Genomic DNA, 18,417 nt, shown 5'->3' with positions numbered 1-18,417 from the left:
GCTCTCTTGAGGACCGCACGAGGCGGCGCCCGCGTCAGGCGGCGGCAGCGTCCGTGGGGTGGGCGGTCACATGGGCCGCCAGGTCGGCGGCGCCCTCGGCCGGCGCCTGCACGGCGGCGCGGGCCGCGCTGTACGCCTCGGCCGTGGTCCACCAGCCGGCGAAGGTGTACGCACCGGGCTTGACCAGGGACCGGCTCAGCTCGGCGTGCCGGAAACCCTCCCGCGCAGCCAACTCGTCGACATACCCGGACCAGGCCTTCTCGAAGGTCTCCGGCTCGTCGGAGGTCTCGATCGACTCCACGACGACGACCGGGGCGTACGCGCCCTTGTCGCCGGCCCGCAGCACGTTCAGGGACGGCGCGGCCACGACATCCACCAGCCGGTGGAACTCCTTCGCGTGCTCCTGGAAGACCTCGCTGCCGAGCACCTGCTTGAAGTCCTGCGGGGAGCGCCAGCGCCCGATGTTGACGTACACGCCGGGACGCTCGGTGAGCCGCACGGCCTGGTGCGAGTCGAAGCCGTCCTGGACCCGCATCCATGCGACGTGGGTCAGGAACCGCGCCTCGAACTCCCCTGCCTGCGCAGGGTCCTTGAGGGTGAAGGTGTTGATCACGGTGAAGAGCTCGGCCATCACTGCCGCCTTTCGAACGGGGCGAAGAATGGGCCGAGCATCTCCCCGCCTCCTCGAAACGCTCTGGAGGGGCGGTGGACGAAACGGTCGAGGTGTACTGACAGGCCGGATCAGGGAGCGGGGTCCGGTGCGTGCAGCTGCAAGGCGGAGGAGGGAGTCACCGCGGAGCATTGGCGACCGACGACAACGCCGCAGATGTGCGTGCCCGACCCCGCGAGCCCGGCATGATCCGAACGAGAGGCCCTAGAGCCAGCCCGCATCACGTGCGATGCGTACGGCGTCCACCCGGTTGCGGGCCCCCAGCTTGGTCACCGCGTTCGTCAGGTAGTTGCGCACGGTCCCCGCGGACAGGAAGAGCCGACTCGCGATCTGCGCGGCTCCCTCGCCCTCCGCCGCGAGCCGCAGCACCTGCAACTCGCGGGGGGTCAGGGGCTCGGGGCCGTCCTGCAGCGCGGCCAGCGCAAGTTCGGGGTCGACGACCTGGCGGCCCTCGGCCACTGCCCGGATCGAGGCGACGAGCCGGTCGGGGTCGGTGTCCTTGTGCAGGAATCCCGAGGCACCGGCGGCCAGGGCCCGGCGCAGATTTCCTGAGCGGTGCAGATTGGTGAGCATGATGATGCCGCAGCCCGGCAGTTCCCTGCTGATCTGGCTCGCCGCGGAGATCCCGTCCAGTCCCGGCAGATCGATGTCGAGGACCGCGACATCGGGCCGGTGTTTCTGCGCCTCCGGAAGGATGTCCAGGCCGTTGGCGACCTCCGCGATGACTTCGATGTCCTCTTCCAGTTCGAGCAGGGACACCAATGCTCTGCGCAGAATGAGCATGTCCTCGGCTATCAAAACACTGACCACAGTTCCCCCGTCGCCCCACTGCCTCAACCTGCCGGGCCGGCGTCCGGCCCCCTACCCCCACTGCCCCACAGGGAAGTTGACAGATCAGCCAGTCTACTCGAACAGAGGCTCGGACAGCTCTTGCGCTCGCGTCACTTCATCGAGAAAATCCGCGTCCAACAGGTCCTGCACGCCCGTCCGCGCCGACGGCTCCCAGCCGGCGGCGTGCCTGGCCACGCTCAGCAGATGACGTCCGCCCACCTCGTACACGCCGAAGGCCCACTCCCCCGGTGAGATCGGCGTCCCGTCCCGTGCCAGCAGCTCAAGACCGTCCAGGGCGAACCCGAAGCCGGCGAACCCCATCCGCATGCCCTGCCCCATGGCTTTCGCGTACGCCTCCTTGAGCGTCCACAGCCTCAGCAGCGCGCGGGAACGCTCGGCCTCGGGCAGACCGCCCACCGCATCGCGTTCGGCCGGCGTGCACAGCAGACGGCGGACCCCGTCGTACGACATGTGGCGGTCCAGCGGCTCCATGTCGACGCCGACCCGCCCAAGCCGGCTCAGCGCGACGGCCGCGGTGTCTCCGGTGTGGGTGAGCGCGACCTCCACATGCCCGCAGCCGCGCAGATAGGGGCGGCCGCCGGGGCGGTAGGCCAGGTCCACCTCCTCCGGTGCGATCCGGAGCGCCGCCGCCGCGGTGTACCGGGTCAGCAGACGGGTCGCCACGAAGCGGGCGCGGGCGGCCGGGTTCGTCATCGCACCCGAGCGGCGCCAGTCGTGCGCCCCGAGGCGGTCCACGAGGCCGGGCGCGCCGCAGTCGGGCGGCAGCCAGCCGGACCAGCGCGCGAACACGGCCACGGTCCCCCGATCCATGAGAGCCGCCTCGACCGGCCCCCACGAGGCGCCGGGCCCCGGCACCTCGATGGGCACCCCGATCGCCTCGCGCATCACCGCCGCTCCGGTGCCGTGAGGGAGGGCAGTGCCCCCGCCCTCAGGTCGTACGCGCGTCCGCCGCGCCACCGCGCGATCGCGTCCTCCAGCACCTCACCGGCGGCGCCCGGCGGAAGTTCCGGCAGGTCCGGGAGTCCGAGCCGACGGGCGAGCCCGCGCAGGGCCACCACCAGCCAGGCGGAGCCCGAACCGCCTCGCCACTGCCAGGTGGACACCGCTGCGCCCGCGGCCGCCACGAGTACGTAGCGCTCGCTCAGGGAGAGGATCGCGGGGCCGGGCGCGGCCGGGCGGCCCCGCGGGGAGAGAACGCCGAGCCGCCGGCGCAGCCTGCCGAGTTCACCCACGAAGGCGGTGACCAGCGCGCGCAGGGCGGGGCCGTACGGCCCGTAGCCGTCCCGGTCGAGGAGCCGTCGCGCGCCATGGACCAGGGCCGCCGCGAGGATGTCGTCCCCGCCCGCGACCGCGAGGGACCCCAGGTCCAGCGAGGGCAGCCGCAGACCCTGTTCGGCGACGAAGAGCTCCCGGGGCGGCTCGACGGCGGTGAACCAGGACCGGGCGGCGAGCCGCGGCAACTGGGGGACCAACACCGCCTGGCAGGTGGCGGCGCCCACGGCGCCGAGGCCCGCGGCGGCCATATCCCGCAGGAACTTGTGGAGTTGCTCGGTGGCCCTCGCGCTCTCCGCGGAGAGATCGCCCGCCGGAGCAAGGGTCGTGACCAGGTCCTCCAGCGTGTCCCTGACCAGCTCCGGCACCAGGTACTTGGTGGTCGCGGACGTCAGGTGGGCGTTGTGCGGCTGGAGGTGCAGGGCCCGCAGCGCGCACTGCGTCAGGCTGTCGCACAGGAGCAGTTCGGCGAACGCGCGGGTGATCACGCCCCGTTGGCGTGGTCCGAGGCCACCTCTCAGCGCTGCGCCGACAGCTGCGCGCAGCACCGTGTCGGCTCCGGCCACCAGTGCGGCGGGAATCAGCGCACGGCTCAGCTGGAAGGTCTGCAGGGCGAGGCGCATGCCCTGGCCCTGCTGGCCCACCAGCACACTGTCCGGCACCGGGTGCGCGTCGAGTTCGAGGCCGCCGACATGCCCGCCCCGCAGGCCCGTCGTCGGACGGCGCGGCAGCACGCGCGCGCCGCCCGCCGCGAAGCCCTCCCGGTCGAGCAGGACGACGGAGAGGCTGCCCGGCCCATGGGTGGCGTCCCCTGCCCTGCCGTACACGGTGAACATCCGCGCACGCCCCGCGTTCAGCACGGCCTCCTTGCGGCCGTTGAGGACGAACCCGTGCCCGGTACCGTCGTCCCTGATCCTCATCTCGCCCCGGAGCAGGGCGTTCCCCCGGGCCAGCGCGTGGTGCACGATCGCGATCTGGCCGCCCCCGCAGAGGATTCCGGCCACTTCGGCGCGCTGGCGCGCGTCTCCGGCCGCCCACACCGGCGTCGCCGCGAACAGCGAGGTCATGCCGTGCCCGAAGCCCAGCGCGAGGTCCCGCCGGAAGACGGCTCCCAGCACGGCCGCGAGCCCGTCGGCCCGGTCCAGCCGACCGCCGTCGGCCACCGGGACGAACTCCGCCCCCAGCCCGAATCCGTCGAGCACCCGCTCCGCCGCGTCGGACCGCGAGCCCTGCCGGTCGGCCGCGAGCAGTGCGCGCAGCCCCGCCGGATTGCCCGGGTCGCCGGGGTCGCCCAGCAGCAGGTCGAGCCGGTCGGCCCGCGCCCAGGAGTCCTGGAGGTCCGCGCGGTCCAGGAGGCCGTCCTCACCCCTCATCCGCGCGACCGCCCGGACACGTACAGGGGACGCAGTTCGTCGCGCAGGTACAGGGTGCGCATGGTGGTGCGCCGGATCTTTCCGCTGGTCGTGCGGCGGACGGTGCCGGGGCGCACGAGCAGTACCTCGTCGGGGGTGACGCCGAACTCCTCGGTCATGCTGCGCCGGACGGTGGTGGCGAGCAGGTCCGGGGTGGCGAGGCGGTCATGGCGTACCTCCTGGACGACCACGACGCGGTCGGGCACGGGAGGTTCGCTGACCGCGAAGACGGCGGCGGAGGCGAAGGGGCGGCCGTTGCCGAGGAGCGCGCGCTCCACGTCATGGGGGTGCACGGAGGCGCCTTCGACGAGCATGACGTCCTTGAGCCGGCCGGTGACGACGAGTTCGCCTGCGGACAGGACGCCCAGATCGCCGGTGCGCAGGAAGCCGCCCTCGCCCGCCGCCGTACGCCGGCCGTAGGTGTCGGCGCTCTCCAGCGGCCTGTTCCAGTACCCCGCGGCGACGGCGGGGCCCCGCACCCAGATCTCGCCCACTCCTCCGTCGGGCACCGGGGCGCGGGAGTCCGGATCGACGATGTGCACCTCCACACCGCGCGGCGTCCCGCAACTGACAGGGGCCCGTCCCGCGGCACGGCGCAGCGCTTCCCCGGGCGCGGACACGGCGACCAGGAGGGTCGCCTCGGCGAGCCCGTACCCGACGGCGAGCGCGGCGGGGTCTAGGCCGGCCGGGGCGAAGACGCGGGCGAATTCACGCAGTGTGGCTCCGGACGCCGGTTCGGCGGCGTTCACCGCGGTCCGCCAGCGGGACAGGTCGAGCCCGGCGAGCCGCTCCTCGGTGACCAGCGCGGCGCAGCGGGCGTACATCGAGTCGGGTGCGGCCGTGTCGGTCACCCCGAGCCGGCCGATCTCCTCCAGCCACCGCACGGGGTCACGGACCAGCAGGGCGGGCGGCATGAGTACGGCGGTGGCCCCGAGCCACAACGGATGGAGCAACTGCCCGATCAGGCCGAGGTCGTGATGGAGCGGCAGGCAGCCACCCACCCGGGAGTCCGCGTCGGTGCCGATCGCCTCGCGCACGCTCTCCATGGTCGCGGCGAGGTTTCCGTGGGTCACGATCACGCCGCGCGGCACGGAGGTGGACCCGGAGGTGTACTGGAGCAGCGCCGGGTCCTTCGGTCCGGTCCGCGGAGCGGGTGGTGGTGTGCCGTCCGCTCGCGGGACCCGGTCGTCCAGCGCCAGGCACTCGATCCCGCCGAACCCCGCGAGGGACAGGCTCTGCGTCAGTTCGGCGGCGTACGCCCGCTCGGTGAGGGCGAGACGTGCCGCGGCGTCCTTGACGATCGCCGCGGTGCGCTGGGCGGCGGCGCGTGACGCGGAGGGCGGGGGTACGGGGACCGCGACGGCGCCCGCGAGCAGACAGCCCAGCATGGCGACGGCCATCACCGGGCCGTCCTCCGCCGCGATGACCACCCGCCGGCCCGCGGCGCCGCGCCTGCCCAGCCATGACGCCAGCCGCCGTGCCCGCAGGGCGAGTTCCCCGTACGTGATGCGGCGCTCGTGTTCGCCCCGTACATGGATCACGGCGTCCCGCTCCGACCGGTCCTCCGCGTACGCCTGTACCCGGTCCGCGAGACCCATCGGCCCCCGTTGCTCCCCCATCGTCAGCTCCTCCACCCTTCGCGGCCGCGGGACGCCATGGGCGTCCACTCGTGGCGCAAGCGTGCGCTCCGGGGCTCGACAGGTACTCGAACGGCGGTGGGTGCCTGCCCGGGTGGCCCCGGGCAGGCGTTGTTCAGACGGCTCCGCTCCTCCCCTCCTCCTCGCGCTCGTGGTGATAGGCGGCCATCAACTGCCGCCCCAGTTCGAGTTCCAGCGGACTGAGCGGGACGTCGGGACGCAGCCGCTCGGGGTGCCCCGGAGGGGGCTCGTGCAGATAGCGTCCGGGAAGCTTCCGCGCGTTCCGGCCGGCCAGCCGGCGTGCGAGGACCTCCTGTGCCTCGCCATGCAGATGGATCGCCCCCAACGCCACCAGGGCGTCACCGATTCCGCCCAGCGCCCTCTCCAGAGCTGCCCGCCTCTTCCACCACTTGGCATACGGCACCTACGCCTCCTGACCGTGAGTAGCCTTCCTCCGGCGCAAGGTGACGATCCCCGCTCGCGTTCCGCTCGAACGCGGCGGACCGATGACCTGTTCACGCCCCCGGTCCGCCGCCGCATCCGGTGGTGTGCAGGGATGCGTCGTGCGTGCGGCCCCGGGCGCCGGCGGCCTGAATCGGACGCCTGGCGCGGCGGACCGCCCGCCTGTCCGTTGACAGCGCACCCTCACCATGCGAGCGTCGAAGCGCTTCGACGATCGTGACGGTACGGCGGGCAGCCGTTCCGCCACCCGGCCACACCCCTGGGACGGACATGGCGCTCTTCGACAACCCCGTGATTCCCGGCTTCAGTCCGGACCCGAGCGTCTGCCGGGTGGGCGAGGACTACTACGTGGCGACGTCCAGTTTCGAGTACGTGCCCGGGGTGCCCCTGTGGCACAGCCGCGACCTGGTGCACTGGCGGCTGATCGGGCACGCGCTGGACCGGCCGGGCCAGTTGGAGCTGCCGGAGACCGTTCCGGCCTCGTGCGGTGTGTACGCGCCCACCCTGCGGCACCACGACGGCCGCTTCTGGATGATCACGACCGTGGTCACCGAAGCCGGCACCGTCCTGGTGACCGCGAAGGACCCCGCCGGGCCCTGGTCGGACCCGGTGCCGGTCGGCATCCCCGGCATCGACCCCGACCTGGCCTGGGACGAGAACGGCGACTGCTGGTGCGTGTACTCGGACGACGGCATCCGTGCGGTGCGCATCGATCCGGCGACGGGCGAAGTGCTGGACGAGCCGGTGGCGTTGTGGTCCGGCACCGGCTTGCAGTACCCCGAGGGGCCGCACCTGTACCGGATCGGCGACTGGTGGTACCTGCTGCTGTCGGAGGGCGGCACCGAACGCGGCCACGCGATGTCGGTGGCCCGGGCCCGCAGCCTGCCGGGGCCGTTCGCACCGCACCCGGACAACCCCGTGCTCTCCCACCGCAGCACGAGTCATCCCGTGCAGAACCTCGGCCACGGAGACCTCGTGCAGGCGCATGACGACACCTGGTGGATGGTGCTGCTGGGCACCCGCCCCCGCGGCGACACCCCGAAGTACCACGGCCTGGGCCGGGAGACGTTCCTGGCGCCGGTCCGCTGGGAGGACGGGTGGCCACTGCCGGGGCCGGTGGACCTGCGGGCCGAGGCTCCCGCCCTGGCGCCGCACCCGTGGCCGGACGAGGCGGACCGGGACGACTTCGACTCCTCCGCGCTCGCGCCGTGCTGGGTGTCGCCGAGGCGGCAGGACCCGGCCGCCGCCCGCCTGGACGAGCGGCCGGGGCACCTGGTGCTCCACGCCCGCGCGGACAGCCTCGACCTGCCCGGCGCGCTCTTCGTGGGGCGACGCCAGCGGGACCCCGACTGCACCGCCCGTACGCGGATCGAGGTCGCCCCGGGAGGCCTGGGCGGGCTCGCGGTACGGCTCGACGAGGCGCACCACTACCGGGTGGAGACGGACGGCGCCGGAACGGTCCATGTCCTCGCCCGGATCGGCCCGCTGTGCCACAGCGTGGCCGAACGCACGGTGCCGCCCGGCCCGTTGACCCTGCGGATCGACACCACGACCACCGTGACCCTGCCCCCCTCGGTCACGGACCCGGGGGCGGCGGTCCCGCCCGGGCTCCGGGTCGGCGGGCCCGACACCCTGCACCTGGGGTACGAGACGGCCGAGGGCGACTTCGAGATCCTGGCCGCACTCGACGGCCGCTACCTCACCACGGAGGTGGCCGGCGGCTTCACCGGCCGGGTCGTCGGCATGTACGCGACCCGGGGCAGCGCGGCCTTCGACTGGTTCGGCCTGCGCCCGGCGTGACACCGCGGACGGGGACGGAACGCGCACCCGGAGACAGCACGCGTTCCGTCCCGCCCGCGCCGCGCGGCGCTCAGTTCTGGTTCACCGGCCAGACCGCCGCCGGGTCGCAGTGGGCCGGGCACGCCAGCAGGTAGACCTCGTTGCCGAGGAACATTCCGTACGTGTCGGCCCGCACGCTGTAGGGCTGCTCCGGCAGGCCGGGACGCACCGCGAACTCCATGCCCTCCGGCACCTGGCAGAGGTACTCCAGATCGGCGCCGCACGCGCAGGTGTAGTACTCGGGGTCCTGCGCCCAGGACGGCGTTCCGCCCAGCTTGAAGGCCTGGGCTCCGATCCCGCGCGAGTCGGGGGCGTCGACGAAGGGCCGAAGCGTCAACGGCAGTGCGCGTACGGCCGGTTCGGCCTCCTCAGCCGCCAGAGCCGCCTGCCGCTGAAGCAGGATGCGCCAGAACGGCCGGGGGTAGGGCAGCTGCGGAGCGTCCCAGTACCGGGGCACGAGCCGGCCACCGGCGGACTCGGGCTCAGCCGCGTCATTGTGCGCACGGCAGTGGAAGACCAGCAGATGGTCCCCGCCGAAGGGCTTCAGGTCCGCAGGTACGTCGAGCTGGAAGAGCAGGGCCAGCTTCTCCCCGCAGAAGCACGCGGGCCACTCCTGCCCGGTGTCGAGGAAGGGCCACCCTCCCACGGAGTCACGCGCCGGCCGGTCCAGCGGACCGGCTCCGACCTCGATGTCGTACGCGGGCAGCGCCGCCCGGGAACTCCCTGCATCCTGTCCGTCCATCCGGTCACCCTAGAGCCGCCCTGTGACAACCTGTCGCGGCGACGGGCTGTCTCCGGGGCGGCGCGGAAGCCGAAGGTCCGGCGGCGCAGACCGCGGGCCTGCCACTCCACGGCCGGCTGGCCGAACTTCACCGGCCGGACCGTGGTCCCAGACGGTGAACGTATCCATCGACGCGTGCTCCATGGACGTATGGGAGGTGCTCGGTACTCCTGAGCATCCGAAGCTCTACGTCTTCATCGGCGACCCCGACTCAGCGGACCTGTACACGCTGCAGCACCAGGGCGCGGAGCAGGGGGCCTGTTCGCGCCGCGGGCCGGGACGCCGCCCTCTTGTCGGGAAACTATGAATGATGGTTCACTTCTTTCATGGCCTACCGCAAGACCCCGGCCGAGATTCAGCGCCTCGAATCGGCCCGTGAGCATCTCGTCAGCCGGGCGACCGACGTCGTCGCCGAAGTGGGCTGGTCAGGGGCGTCCGTGACCGCGGTCGCCGACGCCGCCGGTATCGCGGCGGGCTCGGTGTACCAGCACTTCGCGTCGAAGGCCGCCCTCGCGGTCGAGGTCTTCCGACGGGCGGCAGGACATGAGGTGGACGTCCTCGAATCCGTGCTGGGCGGCCCCGGAACCCCGGTCGAGCGGCTCACCGCCGGCGTCGGGGTCTTCGCCCGACGGGCCCTCGAGAACCGCGGTCTGGCCTATGCGCTGCTCGCCGCGCCGGCCGATGCCGCGGTCGGCGCGGAACGTCTCGTCTTCCGTCGCCGCTACCGCGCGCTCTTCGCCGAGGTGATCCGCGAGGGCATGAACGAAGGACTGCTGCCGCCCCAGAACGGGGAGGTCACCGCCGCGGCGCTCACCGGCGCGGTCGGCGAGGTCCTCGTGGCGCCGCTGGGCGCCCCGGAGGAGAACGACGCGGCCGAACTCCTCGCCGAACTGACCGCCATGGCGTTGCGCTGCGCGGGCGCGGCCCCCGACCCTCGCCCCTGATCCGCCAACCGCCCCTGCCCAGGAGGCTCTTCATGCCTGCCACCCCAGCACCCCACAGCCGTCCCACCGCCACCACCCACGAGGTGACGAACCAGCCGCCGCCGCTGACCGGCCACGACGTCGCCGACGACCCGGTGCTGATCGAGGGCCTGCGCCGTGAGGGTGCCCAGTGGTATCTGGACGACCTGCACAGGCTGGGCCGCCGCGCCGGCAGCGAGGAGGTACAGCGCTGGGCGGACGAGGCCAACCGCCACGAACCGAGGCTGCGCACCCACGACCGCTACGGCCACCGCGTCGACGAGGTCGAGTTCCACCCCTCGTACCACGCCCTCATGGACGTGGCGATCAGCGAGGGTCTCGGCGGCGCCGCCTGGGCGGACGAACGGCCCGCGGCCCACGTGGCGCGCGCGGCGGGCTTCATGGTGTGGAGCAGCGCGGAAGCGGGCCACGGCTGCCCCGTCTCGATGACGTACGCGGCGGTTCCCGCACTGCGTCACTCCCCCGAACTCGCCAAGACGTACGAACCCCTGCTGACCAGCCGTGTGTACGAGTCCGGCCTGCGCACCCCGGCCGAGAAGCCCGGGCTGCTCGCGGGGATGGGCATGACGGAGAAGCAGGGCGGCACCGATGTGCGCGCCAACACGACCGCCGCTGTGCAACAGGCGGACGGCACCTGGCGGTTGCGCGGGCACAAGTGGTTCACGAGCGCCCCGATGAACGACCTCTTCCTCGTGCTCGCCCAGGCCCCGGCCGGTCTGTCCTGCTTCCTGGTCCCCCGGATCCTGCCGGACGGCAGCCGCAACACGTTCCGCATCCAGCGCCTCAAGGACAAGCTCGGCAACCGCTCCAACGCCAGCAGCGAGCCCGAGTTCGACGACACCGTGGCCTGGCTCGTCGGGGACGAGGGCCGGGGCGTGCGCACCATCATCGACATGGTCACCATGACCCGCCTGGACTGCGTCCTGGGTTCCGCCGCCGGCACCCGCGCGGCCCTCGCTCAGGCCACGCACCACGTACGCCACCGGTCCGTGTTCGGGGCCAAGCTCATCGACCAGCCGCTGATGCGCAACGTCATCGCCGATCTGGCCCTGGAGTCCGAGGCCGCGACCACGCTGGCCCTGCGCCTGGCCGGGGCGGCGGACCGCGCGCAGCACGGCGACACCCAGGAGCGCGCGTTCCTCCGGCTCGCCACCGCGGTCGGCAAGTACTGGGTGTGCAAGCGCCAGCCGGCCGCCGTCGCCGAGGCCCTCGAATGCCTGGGGGGCAACGGGTACGACGAGGAGTCCGGCATGCCCCGCCTCTACCGCGAGGCTCCGCTCAACGGCATCTGGGAAGGCTCCGGCAACGTCAACGCCCTCGACATGCTGCGCGCCCTGTCCCGTGAGCCGGAGTCGCTCCAGGCCCTGCGCACGGAGATCGAGTCGGCGGCCGGCGCCGACCGCCGTCTGGACTCGGCCTGGCGGGAGCTCCAGGGCGAGCTCGCCCTCACCGAGGACGCCCCCCTTCGTGCCCGCCGCGTCATCGAGCGCGCGGCACTCGTCCTCCAGGGCTCCCTGCTCGTACGCCACGCACCGGCCGCCGTCGCCGACGCCTTCTGCGCCTCCCGGCTGGCCGGTGACCGCGGGCTGGCGTTCGGAACCCTGCCGGCCGGGACGGACTTCGACGGGCTGCTCGCACGCCTGCCCGTCTGACCGGCGCCCCGCGGCCGGCTCACCCCTGACGAGCCGGCCGGACCGGGGGCCCCGCCGGTGCGCTCGCTTCACTCGGCGGAGTGGAGTCCGCCGCCCGCGGGGGGGGTACTTCGGCCTCGCCATGCCTCGGTCTCGTGGTGGTCTGCCGAACGATGAGCGCATGTCAATGAACACTCTGCGTTCGCTGGCCCGCCGCGTGGTTCCCACTCTGCTGGTCGCTCAAGTTGCCCTCCTCCCCCTCCAGCCCACCACCGCCTCCGCCGCTTCCTGCGAAGTGCTCCAGTCGTCCTGACACCGGCCCGGCCCGCCCGCGCCGACGCCTCCTTGACCGTCCGCCGGCCCCACACCTGCGGACGACAGGGGGGCTATTTCAGCCATGCAGACGATTCACAGCCCGTGGATGGGCTCCCCTCTCGCGATGAGCGGGAACGAGCCGAAAGCACCCACACTCAGCGCAATTTACTCCCAATTGATCTGCATATACGGCCGCATACCGACCCTCGAAGCGCACGACTCGGCGCCATCAGAGCCTCCACTGCCTTGACCAACAACCCTGTGCCGACAGGCTCTTGAGGGGCGATGGCCGAAAGTCACCCAGCGACACCCCTTGACCGTGGCGTGAATGCGACTGAATATCTAAAGCATCTTAAGTAAAGACCCTTTAGGAAGCAGTTTCACGCCATGGCCGAACCCACCGTCCCCCCTGCCGGACCCCGCCGACCGCAGCGCGGTCTGCTTCAGGTTCCCGCGCTGCAGCGCCGGCCTCCGGAGCGGACGAAGGCGAGCACCCTGGACAGCCGGGTGCACAACCGGTCGCTGGTGCTGGCGACGCTGTACCACGACGGGCCGAAGAGCCGTTCGGAGATCGCACGGGAATCAGGGCTGTCCGCACCGACGATCTCCGCACTGGTCGCCGACCTGGAGGAGGACGGGCTCGTTGCCGACATCGGCCCCCGCCAGGGCGCCCGGCTCGGCAAACCCGCGCAGCTCGTTCGTATCGAGGACGACGCGGTGAACCTCGTGGTGCTGGACCTGTCGCACAGCGACCGGTTCAGCGGCGCGGTGCTCAACCTTCGGGGCGAGATCGTCGAGCGCCGGGACATCCCGCTCGGTGAGTCCCTGGGGACGGCCGCCCACGATCTGGTGCTCCGGCTCACCGCCGATCTGATCGAGGCCGCGCCCCGCAGGGTGCTCGGGATCGGTGTCGGCTCGCCGGGCATCATCGACGACACCGGGGTCATCCGGCTCGCCGCCCATCTCGGCTGGACTGATCTGCCGTTGGCGGCGGAGCTCTCCGAACGCTTCGGCGTCCCGGCGTACGTCGGCAACGACGTGAACCTGGCGGCGCTGGCGGTGCTGCACTTCCGGGACGCGCGGACACAGAACCTCATGGTGATCTCGATCGAGCACGGCGTCGGCGCGGCGCTGGTCGTCGGCGGCAAGCTGGTCGAGGGCGAGCAGTTCGCGGCGGGCGAGATCGGGCATGTCACCGTCGACGAACGCGGCGAACTGTGCAGGTGCGGACGGCACGGCTGCCTCGATCTGGCCGTCAACGCATGGCACTTGAACCGGCGCCTGGCGCAGGCGGCCGAGGAGCGGTGGCCGGCTCTGCGGGCAGAGGCGGGCCGGGCGCTGGGCGCTGCGCTCGCCCCGATCATCAGTGTCCTGAACCTGAACGAGATCGTGCTGACAGGCCCTCCCGAGCTGGTCGAAGGCGAGTTCCTCGACGCCGTACTGGAGGTCGTACGGGCACGGACCCTGGGCCCGGTCAACGTCGCTCTCGACCTCCGCTCCCTCGCCGGGGACACCGATCTGACCCTGCTCGGTGGTGCCTGCCTGGTCCTCGCCGGGGAGTTGGGGGTGCTGTGAACCGGGCCTTACCCCTGGCCTCGCCCCTCTCCCCGCCCCTCTGCTCACTCTTCGCCCCGCCCCTCTGCTCAGTCCTTCCCCTTACTCACAGGAGTTGCGATGAAAAACTCACGGTTCGCCGCGGTCGGCGCCCTCGGTCTGGCCTGTGCTCTCACTCTGACGGCCTGCAACGGATCCGGAACAAGCAGCTCCGGCGGTGAGCAGAAGGTCTCCGACGCGAAGAGCGAGGGCAAGAACCTGACGGTCTGGGTCATGCAGGACGACTACTCCGCCGAGTCGCTCGCCGCGATGGAGAAGGAGTTCACCAAGAAGACCGGCGCCAAGGTCACGATGGAGACCCAGAGCTGGGACGGCATCGCCACCAAGCTCACGACGGCGCTGGCCACCGACACCCCGCCGGACGTCATCGACCTCGGCAACACCCAGGTCGCGAGCTACGCCGCCAGCGGCGGCCTGATGGACCTGAGCCCGTATGCCAAGGACCTCAGGCAGGGCCAGAAGTGGCTGGCCGGTCTGGAGGATCCCTCGACGGTCGACGGCAAGCTGTACGCCGTTCCGGGCTTCGCCGCCGCCCGCGCGGTGATCTACAACAAGACCCTGTGGGCCGAGGCCGGTGTGGCGAAGGCGCCCACGACCTACGCCGAGCTGACCGCGGACCTCGACAAGGTCAAGGCGGCCAACAAGGCGTCCGACTTCTCGGCGTGCTACCTCCCCGGCCAGAACTGGTACGCCGGACTGCAGTTCACCTGGGACGCGGGGGCCGAGATAGCCACCCGGAAGGGCGACAAGTGGACAGGCGGCTTCAGCTCCACCGAAGGTCAGGCCGGTCTCGCCGCGTTCAAGAAGTTCCAGAACGCGTACTCGAGGACCGCCTCCCGTACCGCTGACACGCAACAGCCCGACCAGGTCCAGGTCTTCGCCGACGGCAAGGCCGGCGCCATCACCGGGACCAGCGGACAGATCGCCCAGATCGAGAAGGCCAACCCCGACCTCACTGACGCCGATCTGGGGTCCTTCCCGCTGCCGGGCACCTCCGGCAAGGCGCAGCCGGTGATGCTGGCCGGCGCCGTGTGGGGCGTGGCGGCCAAGAGCAAGCAGTCGGACCTGGCGCTCCAGTGGACGAAGGTGGCCGCGAGCCCCGACATCCAGGGCACCTGGATCGGCGGACACGACGGCTGGAGCCCGATCAGCGCCGAGGGGAACACCGAGGCCGCCGGCAAGGCCACCGCGGTCAAGAAGGGCTTCTTCGAGGCGGCCCTGAACTCCCGGGCCACTCCCGCCAGTCCCGCATGGGCGGCGCTGGAGGCCGACAAGTCCATCAACCAGCTGTTCTCGACGATCGCTTCCGGCAAGAAGACGCCGGCCGAGGCGGCACAGATCTTCGACGCGGCGGCGGAGAAGGCCCTCAATGCGGCAGGCTGACGAAACGGGACGCTCCCGCACGCTCACCAAGGACCCGGACCCGGACCACGCGATACCGGCACTCGGCAACAAGCCGCATGCTGTGGCTCGTCCACCTGAGACCGGGGCACCGCCGGTGAGACGCCGACGGCAGTGGGCGGTGGTGTGGCTGCTCTCACCGGCCGGGCTGGTGATGGCCGCGTTCAGTGTGGCGCCCGTCCTGTTCCTGCTCTTCACCTCGTTCACGGACTACAACCAGCGCACCCTGTTCACCGGCGAGTTCAGCATGGTCGGCACCCAGCAGTACGCCGACATGTTCGACGACCCGGAGTTCTGGAAGTCCCTGGTGCGCAGCGTGCTGTTCACGGTGGCGATGGTCGCGGGCAGCATCGTGACGGGCGTGGGCATGGCGCAGTTGCTCACCCGGCTGCGCACCGCGATGCGCATGACGGTGACGGTCGTGCTGATCTTCGCCTGGGCCATGCCGAACGTCGCTTCCTCCCTGGTGTGGAAGTGGCTGTTCCAGCCCGGCTACGGGGTCGTCAACTGGCTGCTGACCCAGGCGCAGGTGTTCGGCGACATGACCAACACCGACTGGGGGCAGGACGCCTCTCTCGCGTATCTCTCGATCTGGTCGCTGGTGGTGTGGCAGGCGGTGCCCTTCATCGCACTGACCCTGTACGCGGCGCTCACCCAACTGCCCGGAGAGCTGCCGGAGGCCGCGCGGCTGGACGGGGCGGGCGAGTGGCGGGTGTGGTGGTCGGTGACGCTGCCGTTCCTGCGGCCGACCCTGATGCTCGTCACGATCATGTCGGTGATCTGGGACTTCAACATCTTCAACCAGATCTGGCTGGTCTCGGCCGGCGGTCCGGAGAACGCGACGAGCACGCTCGGGATCTTCGCGTACAAGACAGCGTTCGTGTCCTTCCGAATCGGTCAGGGCGCGGCCCTGTCGGTCATCACCACCGCAATTCTCCTGGGGATCACCGCCGTGTACATCCGCAATCTGCTGCGCTCGGGGGAGGACCTGTGAGAAGCCCTACGGGACACCGGGTGCACAACCGCCCGTACCGGGCGGGGAGCCGCCGGGGCGGTTGGCTGAACAACACCCTCGCCGTCGTGTTCTGCCTCGTGTGGATCTTCCCTGTCTACTGGATGGTCAACACCGCGTTCAAGCCACGCTCCGAGGCGATGACGCCGACACCGCACTTCTGGCCGTTCTCCCCCACGCTGCGCAACTTCGACGCGGCGATGAACCAGACCGGCTTCCTGACCAACCTGCGCAACAGCCTGATCGTGGTCGGCGGTGCCGTGCTGCTCGCCGTGGTCCTGGGGATGTTCGCCGCGGCGGCGCTGTCCCGGTTCCGCTTCCGGGGCCGTCGCACGATCATGGTGTCGATCCTGATCGTGCAGATGCTGCCGGTCACGGCCCTGCTCATCCCGACCTTCCTGATCTTCAACGAGATCGGGCTGCTGGGCACGTACTTCGGGCTGATCCTCGCCTATGTGGCCACCGTGCTGCCCTTCTCGATCTGGGTGATGCGCGGGTTCTTCATCGCGGTCCCGGCCGAGATCGAGGAGGCCGCGCAGCTCGACGGCGCGACCACCTGGCAGACCTTGACCCGGATCCTCTTTCCGCTGGTCGCACCGGGCGTGATCGCGTCCAGCATCTTCGCGTTCATCACGGCGTGGAACGACTACCTGGTCGCCTACACCTTCATGAAGGAGCAGGACCACTACACGCTGCCCGTGTGGCTGGCGTCGTTCACCACTCCTGCCACCGGAACCGACTTCGGCGGCCAGATGGCCGGCTCGGTGATCTTCTCGCTGCCGGTGGTCGTCTTCTTCCTGATCATCCAACGCAAGCTGGTGTCCGGCATGTCCGCCGGAGCCGTGAAGGGATGACCCCCACCATGCTCCTCCCCCGCCCCGACTCGGTCGCGTCCGGCAACGGCATGTTTCCGCTGGACACGTCCACCGGGATCACCGCGCCCGGCGAACTGGCGCCGACGGCCCGCTGGCTGCAGTCGGTACTGCGTCCGGCGACAGGCCTGCCATTGCCGGTGACCGGCATGGCCACCCCCACTCCCGACGGCTCCACGCTCGCGCTGGACCTGGATCCGGACCTGCCCGCCGAGGGCTACCGGCTGACCTGCGGTCCGGGCGGTGTCACCATCACGGGCGGCGACACCGCGGGCGTGTTCTACGGCTGCCAGGCGCTGCGCCAACTCCTGCCCCCACAGATCTACCGCGCCGCCGAGGCGGCAGGGGTGCGCTGGGAGGTGCCGTACGGGAACATCGAGGACTCACCGCGCTTCCGCTGGCGCGGCACGATGCTGGACGTGGCCCGGCACTTCATGCCCAAGCACGGGGTGCTGCGCTTCCTCGACCTGCTGGCGATGCACCGCATCAACACACTCCATCTGCACCTGACCGACGACCAGGGCTGGCGAGTGGAGATCCTGCGCCACCCCCGGCTGACCGAAGTGGGGTCGTGGCGTCGCGAGTCCCAGCTCGGAGCGGCACCGGACGCGCCCAACGACGGGCGTCCGCACGGTGGTTACTACACCCAGGACGATCTGCGCGAGATCGTCGCGTACGCCGCCCAGCGGCACATCACCGTCGTGCCGGAGATCGACGTACCGGGTCACTCGCAGGCCGCCATCGCCGCCTACCCCGGACTGGGCGTACGGGGCGAGCTGCTGGAGACGAGTCCGCGGTGGGGCATCAACACGAACATCCTGAACGCCGAGGAGTCGACGCTCCGCTTCTTCCTCGGGGTGTTCGACGAAGTGATGGACCTCTTCCCCGGCCCCTTCATCGGCATCGGCGGCGACGAGTGCCCCACGGAGCAGTGGGACGCCGATCCGCGTACCCAGGAACTGATCCGGGAGCGGGGCCTCGCCGGTTCGAAGGAGCTCCAGGCGTGGTTCCTGGGCAGGATCGGCGCGCATGTCGCGGCGCGCGGGCGCCGGGTGTTCGGGTGGGACGAGATCCTGGAGGGCGATGTCCCCGAAGGCATCGCGGTCGCCTCCTGGCGTGGCATGACCGGCGCCCGTACGGCGGCACGGCGGGGGTACGACGTGGTCTCCTGCCCCGACGACCAGGCGTACCTGGACTACCGGCAGTCCGAGCTGGAGCGCGAGCCGATCCCGTTCGCGGTGCCGCTGACGCTTGCGGACGCGTACGGCTTCGATCCCGTACCCGACGGACTCACCGGGGACGAGGCGGCCCGGATCCTGGGCGGGCAGGCCAACGTCTGGACGGAGCACATGGATTCGCCCCGGACCGTGGACTACTACGTCTTCCCGCGCCTGTGCGCCATCGCGGAAGTGCTGTGGAGCCGTGGCGAGCGCGACTTCGACGACTTCCTCGTACGGCTGCGCACCCATCTGGCCCGGCTCGATGCCCTCGGCGTCGAGTACCGCAGGGAAGACGGTCCGCGGCCCTGGCAGACGCGGCCCGGCATCCCCGGCAAACCGGCGACACGGGCCGACTGGGCCGAGCTCATCGACGGGCTCGTGGCCTCCATCAAGGTCTGAGCGTCCCCTCAGGAACGCTCCGGACATTTCCATGCACGCACCTGC

At 71.4% G+C, this 18,417-nt stretch carries 16 protein-coding genes; 9 read left to right on the top strand and 7 right to left on the bottom strand.

Features of this window, described 5'->3' with window-relative positions:
* Positions 1–34: 34 nt before the first annotated feature.
* The 6 genes from ACIBJG_RS00785 to ACIBJG_RS00760 form a co-directional block, all read right to left on the bottom strand.
* Positions 35–631: an antibiotic biosynthesis monooxygenase family protein gene (locus ACIBJG_RS00785; RefSeq protein ID WP_399302483.1), complete on the bottom strand. Its 597-nt coding sequence runs from the start codon at positions 629–631 to the stop codon at positions 35–37.
* A gap of 243 nt (positions 632–874) precedes the next feature.
* Complete coding sequence (locus tag ACIBJG_RS00780) at positions 875–1,480, bottom strand: DNA-binding response regulator (protein WP_399302481.1); 606 nt, start codon at positions 1,478–1,480, stop codon at positions 875–877.
* 93 nt (positions 1,481–1,573) lie between these two features.
* The gene (locus tag ACIBJG_RS00775) at positions 1,574–2,407 is read right to left on the bottom strand and encodes a 4'-phosphopantetheinyl transferase family protein (protein WP_399302479.1); all 834 of its coding nucleotides are present in this window, start codon (positions 2,405–2,407) and stop codon (positions 1,574–1,576) included.
* Positions 2,407–4,167 carry an acyl-CoA dehydrogenase gene (locus tag ACIBJG_RS00770; RefSeq protein ID WP_399302477.1) on the bottom strand — a complete coding sequence of 587 codons (1,761 nt, stop codon included), beginning with the start codon at positions 4,165–4,167 and terminating at the stop codon, positions 2,407–2,409. The genes ACIBJG_RS00775 and ACIBJG_RS00770 overlap by 1 nt, the downstream gene beginning before the upstream one ends.
* The gene (locus ACIBJG_RS00765) at positions 4,164–5,825 is read right to left on the bottom strand and encodes a fatty acyl-AMP ligase (protein WP_399302475.1); all 1,662 of its coding nucleotides are present in this window, start codon (positions 5,823–5,825) and stop codon (positions 4,164–4,166) included. Before ACIBJG_RS00765 ends, ACIBJG_RS00770 begins: the two co-directional genes overlap by 4 nt.
* Positions 5,826–5,958: 133 nt before the next feature.
* A complete protein-coding gene (locus ACIBJG_RS00760; protein WP_399302473.1) occupies positions 5,959–6,267 on the bottom strand; it encodes a DUF6059 family protein in 309 nt (102 codons plus the stop codon).
* A 308-nt stretch (positions 6,268–6,575) separates the two neighbouring features.
* Here ACIBJG_RS00760 and ACIBJG_RS00755 point away from each other — a divergent pair, with 308 nt between their 5' ends.
* A complete protein-coding gene (locus tag ACIBJG_RS00755; protein ID WP_399302471.1) occupies positions 6,576–8,105 on the top strand; it encodes a glycoside hydrolase family 43 protein in 1,530 nt (509 codons plus the stop codon).
* Positions 8,106–8,175: 70 nt separating this feature from the next.
* Here ACIBJG_RS00755 and ACIBJG_RS00750 read toward each other — a convergent pair whose 3' ends face one another.
* Positions 8,176–8,886, bottom strand: coding sequence for a hypothetical protein (locus ACIBJG_RS00750; RefSeq protein ID WP_399302469.1), 711 nt, complete (start codon positions 8,884–8,886; stop codon positions 8,176–8,178).
* Between the two features lie 365 nt (positions 8,887–9,251).
* Here ACIBJG_RS00750 and ACIBJG_RS00745 point away from each other — a divergent pair, with 365 nt between their 5' ends.
* The 8 genes from ACIBJG_RS00745 to ACIBJG_RS00710 all read left to right on the top strand — a co-directional run bounded on the left by ACIBJG_RS00745 (position 9,252) and on the right by ACIBJG_RS00710 (position 18,372).
* Positions 9,252–9,869 (top strand): TetR/AcrR family transcriptional regulator, encoded by a 618-nt coding sequence (locus ACIBJG_RS00745; protein WP_399302467.1) that lies wholly within the window; start codon positions 9,252–9,254, stop codon positions 9,867–9,869.
* 32 nt (positions 9,870–9,901) lie between these two features.
* Positions 9,902–11,560, top strand: a complete 1,659-nt coding sequence (locus ACIBJG_RS00740) for an acyl-CoA dehydrogenase family protein (protein ID WP_399302465.1) — start codon at positions 9,902–9,904, stop codon at positions 11,558–11,560.
* Positions 11,561–11,720: 160 nt separating this feature from the next.
* Complete coding sequence (locus ACIBJG_RS00735) at positions 11,721–11,852, top strand: hypothetical protein (protein ID WP_399302463.1); 132 nt, start codon at positions 11,721–11,723, stop codon at positions 11,850–11,852.
* Positions 11,853–12,241: 389 nt separating this feature from the next.
* A complete protein-coding gene (locus ACIBJG_RS00730; protein WP_399302461.1) occupies positions 12,242–13,429 on the top strand; it encodes an ROK family protein in 1,188 nt (395 codons plus the stop codon).
* 99 nt (positions 13,430–13,528) lie between these two features.
* Complete coding sequence (locus tag ACIBJG_RS00725) at positions 13,529–14,851, top strand: extracellular solute-binding protein (RefSeq protein ID WP_399302459.1); 1,323 nt, start codon at positions 13,529–13,531, stop codon at positions 14,849–14,851.
* The gene (locus tag ACIBJG_RS00720; RefSeq protein WP_399302457.1) at positions 14,838–15,863 is read left to right on the top strand and encodes a carbohydrate ABC transporter permease; all 1,026 of its coding nucleotides are present in this window, start codon (positions 14,838–14,840) and stop codon (positions 15,861–15,863) included. Before ACIBJG_RS00725 ends, ACIBJG_RS00720 begins: the two co-directional genes overlap by 14 nt.
* A complete protein-coding gene (locus tag ACIBJG_RS00715; protein WP_399302455.1) occupies positions 15,860–16,735 on the top strand; it encodes a carbohydrate ABC transporter permease in 876 nt (291 codons plus the stop codon). The genes ACIBJG_RS00720 and ACIBJG_RS00715 overlap by 4 nt, the downstream gene beginning before the upstream one ends.
* Positions 16,732–18,372: a beta-N-acetylhexosaminidase gene (locus tag ACIBJG_RS00710; RefSeq protein ID WP_399302453.1), complete on the top strand. Its 1,641-nt coding sequence runs from the start codon at positions 16,732–16,734 to the stop codon at positions 18,370–18,372. The genes ACIBJG_RS00715 and ACIBJG_RS00710 overlap by 4 nt, the downstream gene beginning before the upstream one ends.
* Positions 18,373–18,417: the final 45 nt, after the last annotated feature.

It is taken from the genome of Streptomyces sp. NPDC050422 (assembly GCF_044458665.1).
Taxonomy (GTDB): domain Bacteria; phylum Actinomycetota; class Actinomycetes; order Streptomycetales; family Streptomycetaceae; genus Streptomyces.
The sequence above is the reverse complement of the archived record's forward strand: the minus strand, read 5'-3'. Positions and strand labels throughout refer to the sequence as shown.

What these genes read in the sequence shown, in the direction of transcription:
- ACIBJG_RS00750 (WP_399302469.1), bottom strand. Translation starts at nt 8,886, where the DNA reads ATGGACGGACAGGATGCAGGGAGTTCCCGGGCGGCGCTGCCCGCGTAC.
- ACIBJG_RS00710 (WP_399302453.1), top strand. Translation starts at nt 16,732, where the DNA reads ATGACCCCCACCATGCTCCTCCCCCGCCCCGACTCGGTCGCGTCCGGC.
- ACIBJG_RS00735 (WP_399302463.1), top strand. Translation starts at nt 11,721, where the DNA reads ATGTCAATGAACACTCTGCGTTCGCTGGCCCGCCGCGTGGTTCCCACT.
- ACIBJG_RS00775 (WP_399302479.1), bottom strand. Translation starts at nt 2,407, where the DNA reads ATGCGCGAGGCGATCGGGGTGCCCATCGAGGTGCCGGGGCCCGGCGCC.
- ACIBJG_RS00785 (WP_399302483.1), bottom strand. Translation starts at nt 631, where the DNA reads ATGGCCGAGCTCTTCACCGTGATCAACACCTTCACCCTCAAGGACCCT.
- ACIBJG_RS00770 (WP_399302477.1), bottom strand. Translation starts at nt 4,167, where the DNA reads ATGAGGGGTGAGGACGGCCTCCTGGACCGCGCGGACCTCCAGGACTCC.
- ACIBJG_RS00720 (WP_399302457.1), top strand. Translation starts at nt 14,838, where the DNA reads ATGCGGCAGGCTGACGAAACGGGACGCTCCCGCACGCTCACCAAGGAC.
- ACIBJG_RS00730 (WP_399302461.1), top strand. Translation starts at nt 12,242, where the DNA reads ATGGCCGAACCCACCGTCCCCCCTGCCGGACCCCGCCGACCGCAGCGC.
- ACIBJG_RS00755 (WP_399302471.1), top strand. Translation starts at nt 6,576, where the DNA reads ATGGCGCTCTTCGACAACCCCGTGATTCCCGGCTTCAGTCCGGACCCG.
- ACIBJG_RS00745 (WP_399302467.1), top strand. Translation starts at nt 9,252, where the DNA reads ATGGCCTACCGCAAGACCCCGGCCGAGATTCAGCGCCTCGAATCGGCC.
- ACIBJG_RS00725 (WP_399302459.1), top strand. Translation starts at nt 13,529, where the DNA reads ATGAAAAACTCACGGTTCGCCGCGGTCGGCGCCCTCGGTCTGGCCTGT.
- ACIBJG_RS00740 (WP_399302465.1), top strand. Translation starts at nt 9,902, where the DNA reads ATGCCTGCCACCCCAGCACCCCACAGCCGTCCCACCGCCACCACCCAC.
- ACIBJG_RS00765 (WP_399302475.1), bottom strand. Translation starts at nt 5,825, where the DNA reads ATGGGGGAGCAACGGGGGCCGATGGGTCTCGCGGACCGGGTACAGGCG.